Genomic DNA, 17203 nt, shown 5'->3' with positions numbered 1-17203 from the left:
GTATAGTCATTTACCGCCGACAAAGTCTTACCTTGCATGTCCGTACTTTTGGTCGCCCCGCTTTGGCGGGGCGGCTTTCTTTTTGCCAAATTCCCCCATTCTTCTGGTGGCGGGCGCGTTGCCCGGCACCTACAGTAAGTAGCAGACTATGACCAAGCTCAAGAAAACCAGCCGCACCAAGGTGGCCGAGGAAGTGCTGAATGCTGGCAGCGGCCAGACCATCATGCAGCCCAATATCAACGATAACAAGGTGAAGACCATCAGTGATATCCGGGAGCAGACGCACGGTGAGCGTACCGTTCAGATCGACGATGAGCAGCGCATCCGCAAAGCCTTCGTGGACAAGGACTGGAACGAAATCAAGATTGCCGACTCCTGGCAGATCTTCAAGGTGATGGCCGAGTTCGTGGAAGGCTTCGAGAAGATGTCCAAAATCGGCCCGTGCGTATCCATCTTCGGCTCGGCCCGCACCAAGCCCGACAACCCGTACTACCAGATGGCCGAGGAAATTGCGGCCAAGCTGGTGCGCCACGGCTACGGCGTTATCACGGGCGGCGGCCCCGGCATCATGGAAGCCGGCAACAAAGGCGCCCACTCCGAAGGTGGCCGCTCGGTAGGTTTGAACATTGAGCTGCCCTTCGAGCAGTTCAACAACATCTACATCGACCCGGACAAAATCATCAACTTCGACTACTTCTTCGTGCGGAAGGTGATGTTCGTGAAGTATGCCCAGGGCTTCATTGGCATGCCCGGCGGCTTCGGCACGCTCGATGAGCTGTTTGAGGCCATCACGCTGATTCAGACCAAGAAAATCGGCCGTTTCCCCATCGTGCTGGTGGGTACCAAGTACTGGCAGGGCATGTTCGACTGGATTCAGAAAGTGATGCTGGAAGACGAGCAGAACATTTCGCCCGAAGACATGCACCTCGTGCAGCTGGTAGACGACGCCGAGTCGGCCGTGAAAATCATCGACGACTTCTACTCTAAATACCTGCTCTCGCCGAACTTCTAAGCCCGGCGAAAGACCAGATTAACAACAATACAGCCAGCGGCATCTACGGAAGCTGCTGGCTGTATTGCTATTGGGCTACTGGTAAAGCCGAGCTCCTGGATTATTTCAGGAATAGTAGAATCAAGGTTGTTGAATTGGACTTATCTTGGTGAATTGTTTAAATGAAACCAAGGAATATGCAGCAAGAATCAACTGCTGAGCAAGTCAAGAAAGTGTTTATTGTGCCCCGGTGGGCGGGTGGCCCGCAAGACGATTGGTATCCGTGGCTGGGCGAGCAGCTGCAGGCGGTAGCCAGCGAAGACGGCATGCGCTACCAGATGCAGGCGCTGAACATGCCCGCCTGGGACCTGCCCGTAATAGACCGGGCCGAGGAGTATCTGCGGAAGGTGCTGCCGCCGGAGCAGCTGGGGCCCGATGTGCTGCTGGTGGGCCATAGCGTAGGCTGCCTGGCCATTCTGCACTACCTGGCGCGAGTGGCCGAGCAACACCCCAATGCGCGGCCGGTAGGCGGCGTGCTGTGCGTAGCCGGCTGGTTTTCCGTGGACAGCCCCTGGCAGGATATTCTCAACTGGATGGATACCCCTATCGATTACGAAGCTGCCCGCCGCCTGATTCCGCAGGACAAGCTGATGGTGCTGCTCTCCGACGACGACCCCTACACCTCCGGCTACCAGGAAAACGAGCACCTCTGGGAAGAGCGGCTGCACTCACGCGTGAGCATTCTGCCGGGCCGCCAGCACTTCAGCGCCCGCCTCGACTTTGATGTGCGCGACGCGGTACGCGACCTGGCTGGCGCCCTCTCGGGCATGGAAAGCCACTAGCCCGAAGTAGCGCAACTGCCCTAACTTGCAACGGCGGCCCTGTTCAGGCCGCCGTTTCTTGTGGCTACACCTCCTGTTTTTGACTATCTGATTGTGGGCGGCGGCGCGGCCGGCCTGAGCCTGGCCTACCATATCAGCCAGGAGCCCCGGCTGGCCGACAAGCGCGTGCTGCTGCTGGAGCCCGACGCCAAAGACCAGAACGACCGAACCTGGTCGTTCTGGGCCGACGAGCCGATGCTGTTCGATAAAATCGTAGCGCACGAATGGGAGCAGCTGGCCTTCCGCAGTCCGCAGTTCGAGCGGGTGTTCCGGCTGAAGCGGCACCGCTACAAGATGATTCGGGGGCTGGATTTCTATCGGTTTGTGCGCGCGGCGCTAGCGGCCAGTCCGCAGTTTACTATGGTGCAGGCGGCCGTGGAAACGCTCGAAAACACCCCGGACGGAGCCCAGGCGACCAGCAGTGCCGGTGCATTTGTGGCCCGTTATGCCTTCGACAGCCGGCCGCCGCAGCTGCAGCCGCAGCCGCAGAAACACCGCTACCTGCTGCAGCACTTTGTGGGTTGGGAGGTAGAAACCAACCAGGACGTTTTCGACCCGGCGGTGGCGGAGTTTATGGACTTCCGGGGCGAGCAGCACCAGCAGGCGCGCTTCATGTACGTGATGCCCTACAGCCGGCGGCGGGCACTGATAGAGTACACACTGTTTTCGGAGCAGATGCTGCCAAAGCAAGACTATGAGGCCGCTATGCGCGACTATCTGCAGCGGCTGGGCGTAGCGGAGTTTCGGGTGGAGGCGCAGGAAGTAGGCGCCATCCCGATGACCGACCACCCGCTGCCCCCCGCCAATGGCCCGCACATCATCAATCTAGGAACGCGGGCCGGCCGCGCCAAACCCAGCACCGGCTATGCTTTCAAGCGGATTCAGGCGCACTCGGCGCGGCTGGTGCAGGCGCTGGCCGCTACCGGTGCGCCGCCGCGCCACCTCACCGGCGACCAGTGGCAGTTTCACTTCTTCGATACGCTGCTACTCGACATCATGCGCCGCCGCGGCGAAATCACGCGCGACATTTTCTCCGACCTGTTTCGGCGCAATCCGGTGGAGCGCATCTTCGACTTTCTGGATGAGCGGACGACGTGGGTAGAGAACTTCCAGATCATGAATTCCGTGTCGCCGTGGCCTTTTCTGCGCTCTATCTGGCACGTGCTGCGGGGCCGACCCGGCCAGCGCGACCAATAGCCGCCGCTCAGCTGCTTACACGCGCAGAGAGGCTTCGCTTTCCAGAAAAGCGCGTGCCGCTGCCACCGTGGTGGGAGTGAGCGGCTCCAGGTGGGGCTGCGGATGAGACAGATTGAGGAGAAACCCTTCGGAAAAAGCCAGCAGGTTGTCGAGGTCGTGGGTGATGCAGAGCACGGTTTTGCGCTGTTCCGTCACCCAGGTCGTCAGCAAGTCGAAGACCCGGCGCCGGTAGTACACATCCAGCTGTTGGGTGGGCTCGTCCAGCAGATACAGGGGCGCGTCCTGCAGGCTGAGCTGGGCCAGCCATACCAGCTGCTGCTCCCCACCGGAAAGCAGCGTGAAGTCGCGCTGGGCAAGGTGAGCGCCGCCCACGCGGGCCAGAGCCGCATCCGCCAGCTGGTAGTCAAGCAGCGAGTAGGCACTGAGCAGGCCGTGGTGGCGGTAGCGGCCCATCACCACCAGCTCGCGCACCCGAATCGGAAAGCCCACCGTAGTGCGCTGCGGCAGATAGGCGAGGTGCCCGGCAGCGGCAGGGCGGGCTATCTGCCGCAGGTCCTGCCCGCCAAGGCGCACGGTGCCCGAGTAGGGGAGCTGCCCGGTCAGGACACGAAACAGCGTGGTTTTGCCGCAGCCGTTGTGCCCCACAATGGCCACGAACGACGGCTCCGGTACGGCGAAAAAAAGGTTGCGGAGCAGAACACGCTGTTCATACCCCGCAACCAGATTTTCGACAGAAAGTATTGAGTACTGAGACATGAGTAGTTAGGCAGTACCGCCTGAAAAACGGGCTTATGCCAATACTAACTACTCAGTACTGCATACTCAATACTACTGCTAGTATTCGTCTTCGTTGAACATGAAGTCCTCTTTGGTCGGATAGTCCGGCCAAACTTCCTCGATGTTTTCGTAAGGCTGGCCGTCGTCTTCCAGGGCCTGCAGGTTTTCCACTACTTCCATCGGAGCGCCGGAGCGGATGGAATAGTCAATCAGTTCATCCTTGGTGGCAGGCCAGGGAGCATCTTCCAGATACGAAGCGAGTTCCAGCGTCCAGTACATAGTGGTGAGGGCTACTTAAAAAAGGTGGTCGAATGAAAAGTCCGGCTATCAAAAATCCGGCCGGTCCGGATCAGGCTGACAACGTGGCTCGCTGAGGTGCCAGGTATGTGGCAGGCAACGTAAGATAAACGCTAAGGTTGCCCTACGCAACCAGCCGCTGCCGCAATAGCGTAATCAGCTCGTTTTTGGTTCGGATTTTCCGCTCAAACGCGCGGATTTTTCCCTGCAGCATTTGCCGGAACGCATCATTGGCCGGGGCGGCGTTCAGCTTGCCCAGGTTTTCCTCCAGCGTTTCCTGCTCCTGCTTGTCGTATTTGATGAAGTCGCGCAGGGCCTGCACCCGCATGTTCACCTGCTCCTCGGGCGAGGCACCGGCGTTTTCGGGGCGCTTGCGGATGTAGTGCTCCAGTGCGCTCATCTCAAACACTTTGTCGCAGGCCAGAATAAACTGCTCCCACACCCGGTCCGACTCTTCGCCGCGCACGGGGCCTACCTTTTTCCAGGCGGCCTGCAGCTCTTTGGCCCGCGCTACGGCTTCGTGCATGGGTTTGCCCAGCAGCTCCACGGCCTCGGCTACCAGGGCCCGCTTCCGGGTCAGGTTGTCGTCCATGAAGTAGTCTTTGGCATCCGTGCGCTTGCTGTCGATGTGCTGCTTGAGGCGCTCGAAAAACAGGTTGTGTGCCGCCCGGAACTGCGTCCAGAGCTCGTTGGCCTGTTTGCGGGGCAGCGAGCCGCCCACTTCCTTCCAGGCCTGCTGCAGCTCCTTGAGCTTGCCGGTGGTGTTCTCGAAGTCGTCGGAGTTTTGCAGCGCCTCCGACTTGCGGATCAGCTCCTTATACTGGTCGGCGGCCCGGTTCAGCATCGACTTCTTCTCGTTCTGGAAGGCCTTGCGCCGCTGGAAAAACTCGTCTACGGCCACCCGGAAGCGGGTTTCCAGCTCTTCGGTATGCTGCTTGTCTACGGGACCCGTCTTGATCCAGGCCTGGCGCAGCTCATGAATCTGCTCGCCGGCCGTGGTCCAGTCCAGCGTGTTCTGCAGCTCCTCGGCCTGCTGAATCAGGCTGATTTTGGTGGCTAGGTTCTTTTCGCGGTTGCGCGCCACGGTCACCTTAATGGCCTCTTCGGCCTCCGTCAGGCGCCGATGAATGGCCGTAAAGTCGCCGAGGCCATCGTAGGAAGCAATCTGCTCCTTCAGGTGCAGGGCTTTCATCAGGAAAGAGCCCTTGTTTTCGGCGGTTTCAATCTTGTGCAGCAGCTCGTCTACTTTGCCGCGGAAGGTTTCGAAGCGGTTCGCGAAGTATAGCAACGACGCATCGGCTGAGTCTTTTACCTGGCCAACCTGGCGGGCGGGCAGGTCCATGAACGGCCGCAGCCACACCTGGTCGCCCTCAATGTAGCCATAATGGCGGGCTTCGGCCAGCAGGTGGTCTTGTTGTTCCATAATGTGATAACGCGGAAGCGAATAGGTGGAGTGGGGAAACTGCGCGCGGGCAATACTCGGGGCGGAAAGATGTGCAAGTTTACAGCTTGTTGCAACATTCGCGGCATTCGGCTGCGGTAGCAAACTCCCGCGGGGCTGCCTACCTTTGGTGAGGCAGGGCCGCTGCCAGCGGATTTTTGTCCGAACGCAAGGCCGCCTCCCAAGGTTAGCCCGGCGTGTGCGCCTGCTGAAAACTGCCTGATAATAATGCTTTCCCACCATTTGGCCAGCAGGCTGGCCTGTGGTATCACCGCTACCATTCCAATTCTCTGCGCATGAGCGACCAGCCCACCATTATTTTCTCGATGGCCGGGGTAACCAAGGTTTACCCGCCCCAGAAACAGGTTCTCAAGAACATTTACCTCTCCTTTTTCTACGGTGCCAAAATCGGGGTGCTCGGCCTCAACGGCTCCGGTAAGTCCAGCCTGCTGAAGATTATTGCCGGCCAGGACAAGCAGATTCAGGGCGACGTGGTCTGGTCGCCGGGCTACTCGGTGGGCTACCTGGAGCAGGAGCCCCAGCTCGATGCCACCAAAACCGTACTGGAAGTGGTGCAGGAAGGCGTGGCCGAAACCGTAGCGCTGCTCAAGGAATTCGACGAAATCAACGAAGCCTTCGGGGCCGAGGATGCCGACTTCGACAAGCTGCTGGAGCGCCAGGGCACCGTGCAGGAGCGCCTCGACCAGCTCGACGCCTGGAACCTCGACTCCAAGCTGGAGCGCGCCATGGACGCCCTGCGCACGCCTGAGGCCGACGCCATCATCGGCAACCTCTCGGGCGGGGAGAAGCGCCGCGTGGCGTTGTGTCGCCTGCTGCTGCAGGAGCCCGACGTGCTGCTGCTCGACGAACCCACCAACCACTTGGATGCGGAGAGCGTGCTGTGGCTGGAGCAGCACCTGCAGCAATACAAAGGTACCGTCATTGCCGTCACCCACGACCGGTACTTCCTCGACAACGTGGCCGGCTGGATTCTGGAGCTGGACCGCGGCGAGGGTATTCCGTGGAAAGGCAACTACAGCTCGTGGCTGGAGCAGAAGTCCAACCGCCTGGCTCAGGAGGAAAAGACCGAGAGCAAGCGCCAGAAAACCCTGCAGCGCGAACTGGAATGGGTGCGCATGGCCCCGAAAGCGCGCCAGGCCAAGAGCAAGGCCCGTCTCGCCGGCTACGACAAGATGGTGAACGAAGACTCCAAAGAGAAGGAGCAGAAGCTGGAGTTGTTCATCCCGGACGGCCCGCGCCTGGGTTCCCAGGTGATTGAGGCCGAAGGGCTGCGCAAAGCCTTCGGCGACAAGCTGCTCTTCGAAAATCTGTCGTTCAACCTGCCCCAGGGCGGTATCGTGGGCATCATCGGGCCGAACGGCGCCGGCAAAACCACCCTGTTCCGCCTCATCACCGACCAGCTGCAGCCCGACGCGGGCACGTTCGTGGTCGGCCCCACGGTGCAGACCGCCTACGTAGACCAGCAGCACGACACGCTCGACCCCAACAAATCGGTGTTCGAAACCATTTCGGGCGGCACCGAAACCATGCTGCTGGCCGGCCGGCAGGTGAACTCGCGGGCCTTCGTGAGCAACTTCAACTTCCGCGGCGGCGACCAGGAAAAGAAAGTGGGCATGCTCTCCGGTGGCGAGCGGAACCGCGTGCACCTGGCCACTACGCTCAAGCAGGGCGCCAACCTGCTGTTGCTCGACGAACCCACCAACGACCTCGACGTGAATGCCATCCGGGCCCTGGAAGATGCGCTGGAGAACTTCGCCGGCTGCGCCGTTATCATCAGCCACGACCGGTGGTTCCTGGACCGTCTCGCCACCCACATCCTGGCCTTCGAGGGCGACTCGCAGGTGGTGTGGTTCGAGGGCAACTTCTCCGACTACGAGGAAGCCAAGAAAAAGCGCCTCGGCGACGTGGAGCCCAAGCGGGTACGCTACCGGAGCCTAAATTAAGGAATAGCTAGACAACTAAAAAAGCGCCGCCGGAAGCAGTTCCGGCGGCGCTTTTTGCTTTGCAAGCTGCTTGGATAACCCGGTGGGGAGCGTAAATTCGAAACCCGATCCGGCTATCCATCCGCTATGCTATCCAAAAAGAACCTCTCCGAGCGCGACATCTGTACTAAGTATATCACCCCCGCCATTGAAACTGCCGGCTGGAACCGATTCAGCCAGTATCTGGAGGAAGTTTCCTTTACCGACGGCAAAATCTACGTGAAGGGCAAGCTCACGGCCCGGGGCAAACAAAAGCGCGCCGACTACATCCTTTACTACAAGCCCAACATTCCCATTGCCATCATCGAGGCCAAGGACAACCAGCACGCGGTGGGGGCGGGCATGATGCAGGCCCTCGACTACGCCCACATCCTCGACATTCCCTTCGTGTTCAGCTCCAACGGCGACGGGTTTCTATTCCATGACCGCACCGCCACCGCTGGCACCGTGGAAACCGAGCTGGCCCTGGCCGACTTCCCGAGCCCGGCCGCGCTGTGGGCCCGCTACAAGCAGGCCAAGGGCCTCACCTCTCCGGTGGCTGCCCGCCTGGCCGAGCAGGACTACTACCTCGACGGCAGCGGCCGGCGCCCGCGCTACTACCAGCAGATTGCCATCAACCGCACCGTGGAGGCTATTGCCCGGGGCCAGAACCGCGTGCTGCTGGTGATGGCCACTGGCACCGGCAAAACCTACACCGCCTTTCAGATTGTACACCGGCTCTGGAAATCCGGGGCTAAAAAGCGCATCCTGTTTCTGGCCGACCGCAACGCCCTGCTCGACCAGACCAAAAAAGGCGACTTCAAGCACTTCCGCGACAAGATGCACGTCATTGAAAAGCATCAGGTCGAGAAGTCCTATGAAATCTACCTGGCCCTGTACCAGGGGCTGACCGGCTCCGAAGAGGAGCGCAACATCTACAAGCAGTTTTCGCCGGGCTTCTTTGATTTGATTGTGGTGGACGAGTGCCACCGCGGCAGCGCCAGTGAAGACAGCAGCTGGCGCGACATTCTCACCTATTTCAGCGGCGCCACCCAGATTGGCCTCACGGCCACCCCGCGCGAAACCGAGGACAGCAAAAACGTCGAGTACTTCGGCAACGCCCTCTACACCTACTCGCTCAGGCAGGGCATCAACGACGGCTTTCTGGCGCCTTACCGGGTGGTGCGCATCGCCACCAACATCGACCTAGACGGCTGGCGGCCCGATGACGGCAAGACCGACACCCGCGGCGAGCTGGTGGAAGACCGGGTGTACAACCTCAAGGACTTCGACCGCAAGCTGGTGGTGGCCGAGCGCACCGAACTGGTGGCCCGCAAAATCACGGAGTTTCTGCGCGGCCACAACCGCATGGCCAAAACCATCGTGTTCTGCGTGGACATCGACCATGCTGAGCGCATGCGCAGCGCCCTGGCCAACCAGAACCCCGACCTCGTGCGCGAAGACCACCGCTACGTCATGCGCATCACCGGCGACAACGAGCTGGGCAAGCAGCAGCTGGAAAACTTCACCGACCCCGCCTCGAAGTACCCCGTTATTGCCACCACCTCCGAGCTGATGACCACCGGCGTCGACGCCCAGACCTGCCAGGTGATTGTGCTGGACTCCAACATCAGCTCCATGACCAAGTTCAAGCAGATTATCGGGCGGGGCACGCGCATCAACGAAGACTACGGCAAGCTGTTCTTTACCATCCTCGACTTCCGCCAGGCCACCAACCTCTTCGCCGACCCTGCCTTCGACGGCGAGCCGGAGCGGGTGAAGGAAGTGCCCGAAGGCCAGGACCTCAGCAACCTGGAAAAAGAGGAAGCCGCCGACGACACCGCCGACATCATCGACGAAGTGTCGGGCGAGGTGGTGGAGTTTCCGGAGCCGGAGCCGCCCGTAGCCGAGGAGCCGAAGATTCGCTACCCCACCGACCCCGACGACGAGGACCCCGACGACACCGACCCGGGCGGCCCCGGCCTCAAGCGGCGCAAAATCTACGTCAACGGCGTGGACGTGACCGTGCTGCTGGAGCGCGAAGTGGTGTTTGATGAGCACGGCAAGCCCGTCACCGTCAAGCTCACCGACTACGCCCGCCAGAAGGTGCAGGAGCACTTTGCCACCCTCGACGACTTCCTCAGCACCTGGCACGGCTCCGACCGCAAGGCCGCCATTCTGCAGGAGCTGGAGGAGCAGGGCGTGCCCGTAGCCCCGCTGCGCGCCGCCGTCGGGCCCGACGTGGACTTGTTTGACCTGCTCTGCCACGTCGCCTTCGACCAGCCACCCCTCACCCGCCAGGAGCGCGCCCGCAACGTACGCAAGCGCGACTACTTCACCCGCTACGGCCCCCAGGCCCGCCGCGTGCTCGAAGCCCTCACCGACAAATACGCCGACCAGGGCCTCGACGACCTCGCCAACGTGAAGCTGCTCACCGCCACCCCCTTCACCCAGCTCGGCTCCCCGCTGGAAATCTTCCGCGAGTTCGGCGGCAAGCCCCAGTACCTGCAAGCCGTGCACGAGCTGGAGCGCGAGCTGTATAGGCAGGCGTAGGGCCTTTGTTTATCCTGTCATCCTGAGCAGCGCGAAGGACCTTATCACGTCAGTACAAGTCGTTGTTCTGATGATTATTCAGCCGTGATAAGGTCCTTCGCTCCGCTCAGGATGACAGACGTTTTCTGCTTTTCTTTTTTCAGAATGTCCAACCTCTCGTCCCTCTACAAGTCCATTGAGAAAATCATGTGGACTGATACCGGCCTCAACGGCGATGCGCAACGCATTGAGCAGTTCGCCTGGATGCTGTTTTTCAAAATCTTCTCCGACAAAGACAAGGAGCTCGAAGTCATGGACGACGCCTACCGCTCGCCCATCCCGGAGGCCTACCGCTGGGACGCCTGGGCCGGCAACGACGAAGGCATCACCGGCGACGAGCTGCTGGCCTTCGTGGACCGCGACCTGTTTCCGGCCCTGCGCGCCCTCGATATCAGCGGCGAGAACCGCCGCGCCCTCATCGTGCGCGAGGTGTTCGAGGGCAACAACAACTACATGAAGAGCGGCACCAACCTGCGCAAAGTGCTCAACAAGCTCAACGAAATCGACTTCAACCGCGCCAAAGACCGCCACGCCTTCGGCGACATCTACGAGAGCATCCTCAAGGGCCTGCAGAGCGCCGGCAAAAGCGGCGAGTTCTACACGCCCCGCGCTGTCACGCAGTTTATCTGCGACACGCTGGCCCCCCAACTCGGCGAAACCATTCTGGACCCCGCCTGCGGCACCGGCGGCTTCCTTACGGCGGCCGTCGAAACCCTCAAAAGCCAGACCCGCACCGTGGCCGACCAGCAGGAGCTGCAAAAGGTGAAAGGCTGGGAATACAAGCCCCTGCCGTTTCTGCTGGCTACCACCAACCTGATTCTGCACGACGTGGAGGTGCCCAACATCACTTTCCGCGACGTGCTCGACCGGCCCCTGCGCGACTATGGCCGCCGCGACGCCGTGGACGTGGTGCTGGCCAACCCGCCCTTCGGCGGGGTGGTGGCCAACGGCAACGAAACCAACTTCCCGGCCCAGTTCCGCACCAAGGAATCGGCCGACCTGTTTCTGGTACTCATCATGCACCTGCTGAAGGAGGGCGGCCGGGCCGGCGTGGTGCTGCCCGACGGCTCGCTCACGGGCGAAGGCGTGAAGCAGCGCGTGCGCCAGCAGTTGCTCGAAACCTGCAACCTGCATACCATCGTGCGGCTGCCCAACTCCGTGTTTCAGCCCTACGCCACGGTGGCCACCAACCTGCTGTTCTTCACCAAAGGCCAGCCCACCCAGGAAATCTGGTACTACCAGCACCGCCTGCCCGAAGGCCAGAAGTCGTACTCGAAAACCAAAACTATCCGCCGCGAGGAGTTCCAGCCCATTGAGGACTGGTGGAACAAGCGGGAAGAAAGCGAAGTGGCTTGGCGCGTCCCCATCCAGACCATCATCGACCGGAACTACGACCTCGACATCAAGAACCCCCACCAGGCCGAGGAAACCCACGAATACACCAGCGCCGAGCTACTTGAGCTGCTGGGCCAGAGCTTCGCCAAGAGCGAAGCATTGTTGAACGCGCTGAAAGGAGAGGTACTGTGAGCTGGAAAATAATTCGATTGGGTAGCTTCCTGGACGTACGCAAAGGCAAATTCAAGCCCAGTGACCCTGCCATTGCGGACTTAAAGCGGGTAGATAAGATTGACTTTTCGGGGAGGGTGCATCTTTCCACCAAGTCATCTAATACCGATATGATTCTCATTAAGCCGGGCGACCTGCTGATTTCCGGAATCAACGTGGCAAAGGGCGCGGTAACGGTATATGAGGGTGAGGAAGATGTGGTAGCCACGGTTCATTACTCCAGCTACACTTACGACGCGCAGAAGATAGACATCACCTTTCTGAAGCTGTTTCTGCAAAGCCCTGAGTTTTTTGATGCCATCCGCGAGCAAATTCCCGGTGGCATCAAAACGGAAATCAAGCCAAAGCATTTACTGCCGCTGGAAGTGGTTATTCCGGATAACCTAGAGGAACAGCGGGAAGTAGCGGCCCGATTCTTTGCGTTTCAGGCCCGGCAAAACGCAGTAGATGCGGAACTGGACCAGCAGCAAGCCTACCTCACCCAACTCCGCCAGGCCCTGCTGCGCGAGGCCATGCAAGGCCGCCTGCTCCCCCAAAACCCCACCGACCAACCCGCCGCCGAGCTGCTGCGGCAGCTGCGCGCCACGAAAGAAGCGGCAGCCAAACCCGGCAAGCGCAAGGCCGCCCCGCTGTTCACCGAGGAAGCCGAGCCGGTGCAAGGCCCGTTTGAAATTCCAGAAAGCTGGGTGTGGTGTAAGCTGGGAGAACTCTGCTTTGTAACTAAGCTAGCTGGTTTTGAATACACGAACCATTTCAAGCTGACTACGCAGGGAGATGTACCGGTAGTGAGGGCACAAAATGTTAAGCCAAATAATCTGCTTGAGGAAAACCTGCTTTACCTCAGCAAAGAGACTTCTCTCTTATTAGATAGGTCTGCTTTAAAAGGTCCTTCATTGCTAATCACATTTATCGGAGCAGGAATTGGTGAAGTAGCAGTATTTGACAAGAAAGAGCGTTGGCATTTAGCGCCAAACGTAGCCAAGGCGGAATTATACTTGAAGGATATGTCGCTCAAATACCTGATGTGGTTTCTGCTGTCAAATTTTGGTGTGGCAGAATTCTTCAAAATCACAAAAGCTACTTCTCAACCAAGTTTATCAATGGGTACAATTCGAGAAGTAAACATCCCCCTGTCCCCCCTGGCCGAGCAGCAGCGCATCGTGGCGAAGCTGGAGCAGCTGCTGGGGCACTGCGACGCCCTGGAGCAGCGCATCCGGGAAAGCCGCCAACTGGCCGGGCAGCTCCTGCAAACCGCCCTGCGCGAGGCCCTGGCCGGCCCGGCCGCCACCCCGGCGCTTCCGCCCCCCGAGGCCGCCCCCGCAGTGGCCGAGGCCCCCGCCGCCCCGCGCCGGGGCCGCCCCCGCAAGCCCGTCTTTCAGGAAGGCCAGCAAATGGATTTCGACGGCCTGCTGTTTGAGTAAGCCCCAGCCGCAGCGCGGCGGCAGGTATGTAGCCATCCACCTGCCCCGCCGAGTCAGCCGCGTAGCGGAGGCAGAAACGGCATCGTGCCGTGGCCACGAAAAACGGCCGCCCCCCGTGTACTGGTGGCAGGGTGCTACACGCCTGCCACCAGTACGCGGCCGGGCAGGAAAGTAACACAAGAATTGTTTTATTTACCTTTCAGGCCTGAAAAGGTAAATAGCGTGAAAGATATTTACCTTTCCTCTAACACGCTGAATCGTATGGAAATAGAAGACTTTCGCGCCGGCCATGTGGAGAAGGGGCGGGCCTACCACTACTTCGTGCCGGCCGCCATCAACCAGGAATGGACCTGGCGCACCGCCGCCCTCAACCCCCTGCTGGAGCGCGCAGCCGTGAAGCTGGGCGAGCTGAACTCCTACGCCCGGCTGGTGCCCAACATCGATCTGTTCATCCAGCTCCACGTTACGAAGGAAGCCGTGGTGTCGAGCCGCATCGAAGGCACTCAAACCAACCTCAACGAGGCCGTGCTGCCCAAAGAAGAAGTGCAGCCCGAGCGCCGCGACGACTGGCAGGAAGTCAACAACTACATCCGGGCCATGAACGAGGCCATCGAGGAGCTCAAGACTCTGCCCATCTCGTCGCGGCTGCTGCGCCAAACCCACCTGACACTGCTCAGCAGCGGGCGCGGCGAGCATAAGCAGCCCGGCGAGTACCGCCGCAGCCAGAACTGGATTGGCGGCCACAGTCTCGCCGACGCCACCTTCATTCCGCCCCACGACAAGTACGTGCAGGAGTTGATGGGCGACCTGGAAAACTTCCTGCACAACGACGCCGTGAATGTGCCCGCCCTTATCCGCATCGGTATGGCCCACTACCAGTTCGAAACCATTCACCCGTTTCTGGATGGCAACGGCCGCATCGGGCGCTTGCTCATCACGCTCTATCTCGTCAGCGAAGGTATCCTCGACCAGCCCTTGCTCTACCTGTCGGCCTACTTCGAGAAAAACAAAAACCTGTACTACGACAACCTAACCCTGGTGCGCCAGAAAGGCGACCTGGTGCAGTGGCTGAAATATTTTTTGGTGGGCATCGAGCAAACCGCCACCCAGGCCGTAGCCACACTCTCCAATATTCTGGTGCTGAAAGCCACCATGGAGCAGGATATTCACGCCACCTTCGGCAAGCGGGCCGGCTCCGCCCTGCGCCTGCTCAACGCCCTGTTTGCCGACCCGGCCATTACCGTGGAAAAAGCCGCCACCATTTGTGCCATCAGCTACAAATCGGCCAACGTGCTGGTGGCGCAGATGCAGACGCACGGCTACTTGCAGGAAATAACGGGCCAGAGCCGCAACCGTATTTTCCTGTTTGAGCCGTACCTGAAAGCCTTTGAAAGCAGCTAGCCCCCTGGCCGAGGCAGCAGCGCCGGGGCCGCCCCCGCAAGCCCGTCTACCAGCGCGGCCAGCAAATCAACTTCAACGACGGCCTGCGGTTCGAGTAGAGACGTGTATTCGCGTCTAGTCGTCCGCCCCCACTTAGCGGTATCAGGCGCCCCCGCGTCGGTCAACGACGAGACGCAAATACGCGTCTCTACAGCGGACGGCACCCACCGCTCGTCCCGCGCGAGCAGACAGCCCCGTCCGCACTACCGCGGGCGGGGCTGTCTGCTCGCGCGGGAGTAACAAGCTTCACGCCTGATCAGGGCTGCTTCTGTTCTGTAACGGGTGGGGTGGCTGCGGTAGTGCGCGAAAAGATAGTGAAGCCCAGGCCCATCGATAGCCAGGGTTTGCCCTGGTACGCCCACTCGTTCCGGTCGCGCCGGCCCAGCCAGTCCCAGCCGGTAAACAGGCCCACCTGCGCCCCGTTGAAATCAAGTACACCACCCAGTCCCAGGCCCAGTGCCCCCTTATCGGTGGCCTGCCGGATGCGTCCGTTCGTGTTGGCGCTGTCCAGGTTCACGATGTTCACGTTGAAGGAGCCCAGCACATGCACGAAATGGTCGCGCCGTCGGCTGATGCGCCAGCGCGGCCCCATCGAAAACCCCAGCGAAAAGTCCCGGCTGAAATCAAACTCATTGAAGCGCATCTTCACCGGAATAATCACGGTGCCGGTACTCACTTCAGGGGGCCCCCAGCGGGCATACACCCGGTATACTTTCTTCTCCAGATCGTTTTTGGATACAGTGAAGAACAGGGGTTCCGTCACGGCCGGTACCGTCACTTTTCCTTCTGCATTCTTCACGGCCGGTGTAATCTCCTTTACTGCAAATTCCGTGGTCAGGGCGCGGTTGTTACTCCAGATGGGAAACGTGATGATGTAGGCCGTAGGGGTGGCATCGACGATAGTAAACTCATAGTGTGCGCGGGCTATTTTTGCTGCATCACCCGTGGGAGTGCCGTCTAGGTTGCACGGTGTGACCGTGGTAGGTACGGTAAAGGCGTAGGTGTTGCCAATGGCCACGCTGACGGACGTGGTGGTTTGCGCCCGCCCCACCTGCGGCAGTAGCGAGGCCATGCCCATGCAAACGGACAGCAGCAAGAGGTACGCGTGTTTCATGGGGTATGAGAGTTAGGTGGCAATAGGAAAAAGCGCCCCGGGCCGGGCAGTAGCCGGGCTGGGTTTGCTGGTTCAAGATTCCACTGTGCCCGCGCATATCCCTCCGTGTCAGCACTGAATCTTTAGCCCCAATAACGCTGCGCGACTGGCAGCTTCTGTAGCGAATCAAAATTTTCCCTAATAGTCTGCTACAAAATCCGTAGCAGACCTCTTATTTTCCCAGCAGTCCGCTACAAGCTTCTCCAATGGCCCGCCCGCTTACCCACTCCCTGCCCTCCGATACGCTGGAAGCCGCCGTACGCGCGCACTTCGGGTTAAGCCAGGAGGAGTTGGCCCGCTACCTCGGCGTCACGCGGGGGCTGGTGGCCCACCTGGAAGCCGGCCGCCGCCCGCCCACGGCCGCCGTTAGTAGGCGGCTCGGGTACCTGGCGGCGCTGCTGCCGCCGCCCACCGGCCACGGCCCGGCCGCGCCGCGCTTTGGGGTGCCGGAGCCCCTGCCGCCCCTGGCCCTGCCCGCGCTGCCCGACCTGGGCGGCGCGCCGGACGCCGCGCCGCTGCGCCGCCGGCTATTGCAGGTGCGGGCCCAGGCCGCCCGCCTGCGGCTGGCGCTGCACCAGGCCGGCAAGGGCAGCGCGTTGCAGCAGCGGCGGGAGTGGGGGCTGGCGCTGCTGCGGGCCGCCCTGCCCCCGGCCGAGGCAACCGCCGCCGCCGAGCAGGCCCACCTCGGCCGCTGGCTGGCGGTGCTGGCCGCCGATATTGGCGGCAGCGCCGCCACCCCGGCCCGGCGCGCCGCCCAGGCGCTGGCCCTGCTGCGCGTGGCCGCCCTCGAAGCCGAAGCCGCGGCCCTCACGCCACTGCTGGGCCGCCAGGTGCCGGCCGGAGAGTAGCCGTGCCGGCGGCTGCCAGTGGCAATTGTCAAAATAGGATGTTGGCGGGGCTTGTCTGCTCAAAATGGGGCGGTACGGGAGCTGAAAGGAGGTTGATTTAGTGCCGGCTTATGATAATACTTGCACAAGCTCCACGGTTGGAGCCCTTTTTCTATTTTCCATTTTTTCCTTTATCCCGATGGCATTCCCCGTAAAGCTGCTCACCACCCAGGCCCAGTGCGACGACGTACTGGACGACCTGCAAACGGAGCTGAAAGATTTCACCGTGCGGCAAACCAACTATGACCACCGCGACGAAAAAGCCACCGACCGGGCCGCCGACCTTAACCAGGAAGCCCAGACCCTGGACCGCGATATTGCCGACCTCAACCGCGAGCTGGCCGCTATGGCTGCCGACAGCAAGCGCCGCCCCCGCGCCGAAGCCGACCTGCGCGCCTACGTGAAGCGCCGCGGCGACCTGGGTGCCCGCACCAGCCAGAACCCCGTCACGGCTTTCCGCCTCGCCGTGGATGCCCGCCAGGTGGCCGTGCAGGTACCCGAGCTGCAACAGGCCATTGCCGAAGTCACGGCCCACCGCGCTACCCTGACGGCCTAAGTAGGCGTCTCTACCCGCGTTT

General features: G+C 61.0%; 14 protein-coding genes. 10 read left to right on the top strand and 4 right to left on the bottom strand.

Translation table 11 applies throughout. From position 1 onward, the window contains the following. Nucleotides 1-148: 148 nt before the first annotated feature. The 3 genes from BUE15_RS01470 (at nt 149) to BUE15_RS01460 (ending at nt 3069) form a co-directional block, all read left to right on the top strand. Nucleotides 149-1012 (top strand): LOG family protein, encoded by an 864-nt coding sequence (locus tag BUE15_RS01470; protein ID WP_139252070.1) that lies wholly within the window; start codon nt 149-151, stop codon nt 1010-1012. 176 nt (nt 1013-1188) lie between these two features. Continuing rightward, on the top strand, nt 1189-1833 hold the full coding sequence (locus tag BUE15_RS01465) for an RBBP9/YdeN family alpha/beta hydrolase (RefSeq protein WP_073280911.1): 645 nt from the start codon (nt 1189-1191) through the stop codon (nt 1831-1833). A gap of 60 nt (nt 1834-1893) precedes the next feature. Continuing rightward, the gene (locus tag BUE15_RS01460; RefSeq protein ID WP_073280910.1) at nt 1894-3069 is read left to right on the top strand and encodes a lycopene cyclase family protein; all 1176 of its coding nucleotides are present in this window, start codon (nt 1894-1896) and stop codon (nt 3067-3069) included. A 15-nt stretch (nt 3070-3084) separates the two neighbouring features. Here BUE15_RS01460 and BUE15_RS01455 read toward each other — a convergent pair whose 3' ends face one another. The 3 genes from BUE15_RS01455 to BUE15_RS01445 form a co-directional block, all read right to left on the bottom strand. After that, the gene (locus BUE15_RS01455; protein WP_073280909.1) at nt 3085-3825 is read right to left on the bottom strand and encodes an ABC transporter ATP-binding protein; all 741 of its coding nucleotides are present in this window, start codon (nt 3823-3825) and stop codon (nt 3085-3087) included. Nucleotides 3826-3903: 78 nt separating this feature from the next. After that, nucleotides 3904-4125, bottom strand: coding sequence for a DUF2795 domain-containing protein (locus BUE15_RS01450; RefSeq protein ID WP_019948259.1), 222 nt, complete (start codon nt 4123-4125; stop codon nt 3904-3906). A gap of 142 nt (nt 4126-4267) precedes the next feature. After that, on the bottom strand, nt 4268-5566 hold the full coding sequence (locus BUE15_RS01445) for a DUF349 domain-containing protein (protein WP_073280908.1): 1299 nt from the start codon (nt 5564-5566) through the stop codon (nt 4268-4270). Between the two features lie 314 nt (nt 5567-5880). Between BUE15_RS01445 and ettA the strand changes: the two genes are divergently transcribed. The 5 genes from ettA to BUE15_RS01420 all read left to right on the top strand — a co-directional run bounded on the left by ettA (nt 5881) and on the right by BUE15_RS01420 (nt 14546). Further along, nucleotides 5881-7548, top strand: coding sequence for an energy-dependent translational throttle protein EttA (gene ettA / locus BUE15_RS01440; RefSeq protein ID WP_073280907.1), 1668 nt, complete (start codon nt 5881-5883; stop codon nt 7546-7548). Nucleotides 7549-7674: 126 nt separating this feature from the next. Next, nucleotides 7675-10119, top strand: coding sequence for an EcoAI/FtnUII family type I restriction enzme subunit R (gene hsdR / locus BUE15_RS01435; RefSeq protein WP_073280906.1), 2445 nt, complete (start codon nt 7675-7677; stop codon nt 10117-10119). Nucleotides 10120-10263: 144 nt separating this feature from the next. After that, a complete protein-coding gene (locus tag BUE15_RS01430; protein ID WP_073280905.1) occupies nt 10264-11685 on the top strand; it encodes a class I SAM-dependent DNA methyltransferase in 1422 nt (473 codons plus the stop codon). 149 nt (nt 11686-11834) lie between these two features. Beyond that, nucleotides 11835-13145, top strand: a complete 1311-nt coding sequence (locus tag BUE15_RS01425) for a restriction endonuclease subunit S (RefSeq protein ID WP_073280904.1) — start codon at nt 11835-11837, stop codon at nt 13143-13145. A gap of 261 nt (nt 13146-13406) precedes the next feature. Next, nucleotides 13407-14546 (top strand): Fic family protein, encoded by a 1140-nt coding sequence (locus tag BUE15_RS01420; protein ID WP_073280903.1) that lies wholly within the window; start codon nt 13407-13409, stop codon nt 14544-14546. Between the two features lie 295 nt (nt 14547-14841). Here BUE15_RS01420 and BUE15_RS01415 read toward each other — a convergent pair whose 3' ends face one another. Further along, nucleotides 14842-15699 carry a hypothetical protein gene (locus BUE15_RS01415; RefSeq protein WP_073280902.1) on the bottom strand — a complete coding sequence of 286 codons (858 nt, stop codon included), beginning with the start codon at nt 15697-15699 and terminating at the stop codon, nt 14842-14844. A gap of 245 nt (nt 15700-15944) precedes the next feature. Here BUE15_RS01415 and BUE15_RS01410 point away from each other — a divergent pair, with 245 nt between their 5' ends. Continuing rightward, nucleotides 15945-16586, top strand: coding sequence for a helix-turn-helix domain-containing protein (locus BUE15_RS01410; protein WP_073280901.1), 642 nt, complete (start codon nt 15945-15947; stop codon nt 16584-16586). Between the two features lie 178 nt (nt 16587-16764). Then, complete coding sequence (locus tag BUE15_RS01405) at nt 16765-17181, top strand: hypothetical protein (protein ID WP_073280900.1); 417 nt, start codon at nt 16765-16767, stop codon at nt 17179-17181. Nucleotides 17182-17203: the final 22 nt, after the last annotated feature.

Source organism: Hymenobacter psychrotolerans DSM 18569 (assembly GCF_900142395.1).
GTDB lineage: Bacteria > Bacteroidota > Bacteroidia > Cytophagales > Hymenobacteraceae > Hymenobacter > Hymenobacter psychrotolerans.
The sequence above is the reverse complement of the archived record's forward strand: the minus strand, read 5'-3'. Positions and strand labels throughout refer to the sequence as shown.